The sequence below is a fragment of the Microbacterium sp. BF1 genome (genome assembly GCF_019279095.1).
Lineage (GTDB): Bacteria > Actinomycetota > Actinomycetes > Actinomycetales > Microbacteriaceae > Microbacterium > Microbacterium maritypicum.
This window is the reverse complement of sequence record NZ_JAGYWT010000880.1, coordinates 1-541: the sequence shown is the minus strand read 5'-3', so window position 1 is coordinate 541 and position 541 is coordinate 1. Positions and strand designations below refer to the sequence as shown.

Below are 541 nucleotides of genomic sequence, written 5' to 3'. Positions count from 1 at the left end.
AGTGGGGGAGTGCCGAGGCAACCGCGCTCGGAGCGATCTACGCCGAGCACCTGGCAGCTATCGAAGGAGATCCGTCATGAACCGTCCCGCCCCCCGTAAGTCGAGCCTGTCGAGCGCGAGCCCGTTCGATCACCCCACGGCCCCGGAAGCGTCCCAGGAGGCTCCCGCAGCGGCTCCGGCCTCCACTGCGCCCGCCCCGGCGGCTAAGAGCGTCACAGAGCCGCTGAGCGCCGCTGAGAAGGGGGAGAAGCCCGGCAAGCCCCCGAAGATCACGATCTACCAGCACCCCGACGACTCCGCCCGCATGCGCGGAGCGATCGTCGCCTACATGCGCAACGTCGGCATGACGAACCTGTCGAAGTTCGCGAACGAGGCGATCATGGAGAAGGTGGAGCGCCTGGAAGCTCAGTACAACGGCGGGGAGCCGTTCGAGCCTGTCGGCCCGGGCGTGCTCACGGTCGGTCGACCGATGGGGGAGTGACATGGTTTCTCGCACTGCAACAGCCGTGATCGTCAAGGCGTCGACGGTCGCCACCGATGG

1 protein-coding gene is annotated in these 541 nt (G+C 67.7%); it reads left to right on the top strand.

Annotated features, from left to right (window positions below):
- The first annotated feature begins 76 nt into the window (after nucleotides 1-76).
- Nucleotides 77-481 (top strand): hypothetical protein, encoded by a 405-nt coding sequence (locus KZA10_RS17335; protein ID WP_068483746.1) that lies wholly within the window; start codon nucleotides 77-79, stop codon nucleotides 479-481.
- Nucleotides 482-541 lie beyond the last annotated feature (60 nt).

What these genes read in the sequence shown, in the direction of transcription:
- KZA10_RS17335 (WP_068483746.1), top strand. Translation starts at nt 77, where the DNA reads ATGAACCGTCCCGCCCCCCGTAAGTCGAGCCTGTCGAGCGCGAGCCCG.